The organism is Roseiconus lacunae (assembly GCF_008312935.1).
GTDB lineage: Bacteria > Planctomycetota > Planctomycetia > Pirellulales > Pirellulaceae > Stieleria > Stieleria lacunae.
The window spans coordinates 1-3,624 of record NZ_VSZO01000020.1; the positions used below are offsets into that span (position 1 = coordinate 1).

The 3,624-nt window shown below is 51.7% G+C and carries 1 protein-coding gene and 2 rRNA genes; 1 reads left to right on the plus strand and 2 read right to left on the minus strand.

What is annotated here, in order from left to right:
* Window positions 1-19: 19 nt before the first annotated feature.
* Together rrf and FYC48_RS21320 are read right to left on the minus strand one after the other, a co-directional pair.
* Window positions 20-128 (minus strand): 5S ribosomal RNA (rrf, locus tag FYC48_RS21315).
* Between the two features lie 117 nt (window positions 129-245).
* Window positions 246-3,092: ribosomal RNA gene (locus FYC48_RS21320) — 23S ribosomal RNA — on the minus strand.
* Window positions 3,093-3,328: 236 nt separating this feature from the next.
* Between FYC48_RS21320 and FYC48_RS28465 the strand changes: the two genes are divergently transcribed.
* On the plus strand, window positions 3,329-3,624 hold a 296-nt coding region (locus tag FYC48_RS28465), incomplete at its 3' end, for a hypothetical protein (RefSeq protein WP_203546982.1).

Here is a 3,624-nt window from a genome sequence, read left to right on the forward strand (position 1 = left end):
AACCAAAGGGCTTTTAAAAAAATGGCGAGACCTACTTTCACGCTGGTGGGCACTATCATCGGCTCGGAAAGCTTAACTGCTGTGTTCGGGATGGGAACAGGTGGGACCTTTCCGATATGGTCGCCAAAAGACCGCATGAGAGATATTTCGCCCAGCATGCGGCCGGTTGTTTGGTAATGGCAGTTCTTACGGGAATCGGCGATTGATTTCGAGCAACATGACAGGATCATGAGTGCGGGATATCGATGGCCAATCCTTCGTCCGTTAGTACCGGTTAGCTGAACACGTTACCGTGCTTACACATCCGGCCTATCAACCAGGTCGTCTTCCTGGGGACTTACGCGATTGCTTACGAAACCTAATCTCGAGGCGGGCTTCACGCTTAGATGCTTTCAGCGTTTATCCTTTCCGAAGTTAGCTATCCAGCCGTGCCGCTAGCGCGACAACTGGTACACCAGAGCTTCGTCCAACTAAATCCTCTCGTACTAAAGTTGAATCCTCTCAAGTTTCGAACGCCCACGGCAGATAGGGACCGACCTGTCTCACGACGGTCTGAACCCAGCTCACGTACCACTTTCATTGGCGAACAGCCAAACCCTTGGGAGCTTCTACACCCCCAGGATGTGATGAGCCGACATCGAGGTGCCAAACCGCATCGCCGCTGTGGACGCTCGGATGCGATAAGCCTGTTATCCCCGGAGTACCTTTTATCTGATGAGCGATAACCCTTCCATTCGGGATTACCGGATCACTAAGGCCAACTTTCGTTCCTGCTCGACTTATGGGTCTCGCAGTCAAGCACACTTTTACCTTTACGCTCTACGCCTGATTGCCGACCAGGCTGAGTGTACCTTTGCACTCCTCCGTTACTCTTTGGGAGGAGACCGCCCCAGTCAAACTGCCCGACTGACACTGTCCTTTGCCTGGATTCACAGGATCAAAGTTAGAATTAAAATATGACCAGGCTGGTATTTCAACAACGGCTCCTTCGACACTGGCGTGCCGAGATCAAAGCCTCCCAGCTATCCTACACAAGACATATCTCAACCCAATATCAGCCTACAGTAAAGGTTCACGGGGTCTTTCCGTCTAACCGCGGGTACGTGGCATCTTCACCACGACTACAATTTCACCGGGTCGGTGGTTGAGACAGTGCTGAATTCGTTACGCCTTTCATGCAGGTCGGAACTTACCCGACAAGGAACTTCGCTACCTTAGGACCCTCATAGTTAGGGCCGCCGTTTACTGGGGCTTCGGTCGCTTGCTTCTCTTACGATAACAATCTTCCTTAACCTACCAGCACCGGGCAGGCGTCAGTCTCTATACATCCACTTGCGTGTTAGCAGAGACCTGTGTTTTTGATAAACAGTCGATACAGCCGATTTTCTGTGGCCTCCGTCAGCGTGAACCAATGGAGGCGCCCCTTATCGCGAACTTACGGGGCCATTTTGCAGAGTTCCTTAACCACCGTTCTCCCGAGCGCCTTAGAATTCTCATCTCGCCTACCTGTGTCAGTTTTAGTACGGTCAGTTGCTTAACCTAGCAGCTTTTCTTGGACGTCCTTCCAATGACTTCGAGAACTTGAACGCTCTCGAGCTATGCCTTGTCTTACGCGGGTGATTTAATCCCCACCGACTCAGCTTTCGCTACGGACATTTCTATTCGTACCGCTCACTTTCTGGACGCCGTCCCTGCATCGAATACACAACCGGCGAAGGAATATTGACCTTCTGTCCATCGTCTACGCCTTTCGGCCTCGACTAAGGTACCGGCTAACCCTGGGCGGAATTACCTTCCCCAGGAAACCTTAGGCTTTCGGCGAACAGGATTCTCACCTGTTTTATCGTTACTCATTCCGGCATAATCACTCGATGACCCCGACACCACTCGTTTCCGTATGGCTTGTATCTGATCATCGACGCTCTCCTACCGCTCTAGTAAACTAGAGCCCGCTGCTTCGGTGTCATACTTACTCCCGTTCATTATCGGCGCAGAAATGCTCGACTGGTAAGCTGTTACGCACTTTTTAAATGGTGGCTGCTTCTAAGCCAACATCCCAGCTGTCACGGCACTTCAACTTCCTTAGTGACTAAGTATGCCTTAGGGACCTTAGCAGGCGATCTGGGTTGTTTCCCTCTCGACCCTGGAGCTTATCCCCCAGGGACTGACTGCCGAGATAATTTTACCGGTATTCGGAGTTTGGTTGAGTGAGGTACCCCGGGAAGGGCCCCCATCCCATTCAGTCTCTCTACCCCCGGTAAATAGTGGCTCGACGCTATCCCTCAAGATATTTCGGAGAGAACGAGCTATCTCCTGGTTTGATTACACTTTCAGTCCTCCCCACAGGTCATCCCCTCAGTTTTCAACCTAAGTGGGTTCGGTCCTCCACGCAGTTTAACCCACGCTTCAACCTGCCCATGGGTAGATCACACAGGTTTCGCGTCTGCAGCATACGACAATTTCGCCCTATTCAGACTCGGTTTCCCTTGGGCTACGTTCCGAAGGAACTTAACCAAGCCGCATACCACAACTCGCCGGATCATTATGCAAAAGGCACGCCGTCACCCGTTCAAATCGGGCTCCGACCGCTTGTAGGCACATGGTTTCAGGTTCACTGTCCTCCCCTTGCAGGGGTTCTTCTCACCATTCACTCACGCTACTGGTCTACTATCGGTCGTTAAGGAGTATTTAGCCTTACGGGATGGTCCCCGTAGATTCAATCCAGGTTTCACGTGACTGGACCTACTCAGGTGCTCCGACGGTGTATGTTTGCTTTCGTGTACGGGACTGTCACCCTCTGTGGTTGGGCATTCCTGCCACATTCCACTAACAACACACAATCCGATATTGGAGTCCTACAACCCCGGAAGGGAAACCCTTCCGGTTTGGGCTATTCCGATTTCGCTCGCCGCTACTGACGGAATCGATTTTTCTTTCTCTTCCTCTGGTTACTTAGATGTTTCAGTTCACCAGGTTGGATTGGGAATCCCGGGATCATCGCTTGTTTGTCAACTCCCCCAGGCATTTCGCAGACTTCCACGCCCACACTCTTAACGCCAAGGCATCCCCCATGTGCCCTTGGTAGATTGGCCAACGATATCCCGAACTCAAACTCGGCAAACCAAGCCGCGGAAACCCGCAACTTAAAACGCCGGTCAAAGACTCAAAGATTTCGCTGGTAGTTCAACTACCGCAACGATATCACATGGCTGGATTAGCTCCGCTTTGATCGCTACCGAAGTAGCGTTCGCGGCATCGCTATTCAGCTTTATTGCACAGAATCCTGTCAGATCTGCTTCAATTCTAAAGCCAGCTTGTTCGCACTTGCGTGCTACTGATCTGGCTAACGCTAATTCCGAAGAACTTTGTAGTCGCCAACCGATTCTTGCGAACCGCTTGGCAGATTACTGATGCCAATTACCAAACAACCAAATTGTCAATTATCAATGCGACGAGTTCGCTCGTTTCGAGCACGCCTCGTCGGACGCTGCCTTATCCGCAGCCGAGCGAAGCACCGCAGTGCGTCGGTCGGTTGCCGATCAGTGAGGCGGGGAAGATAGGGGCGGCGAGTGTCGCCGTCAACCTGTCTTCGCGAGAATTTCAAAATTGTTTTTTGAAGCTCTC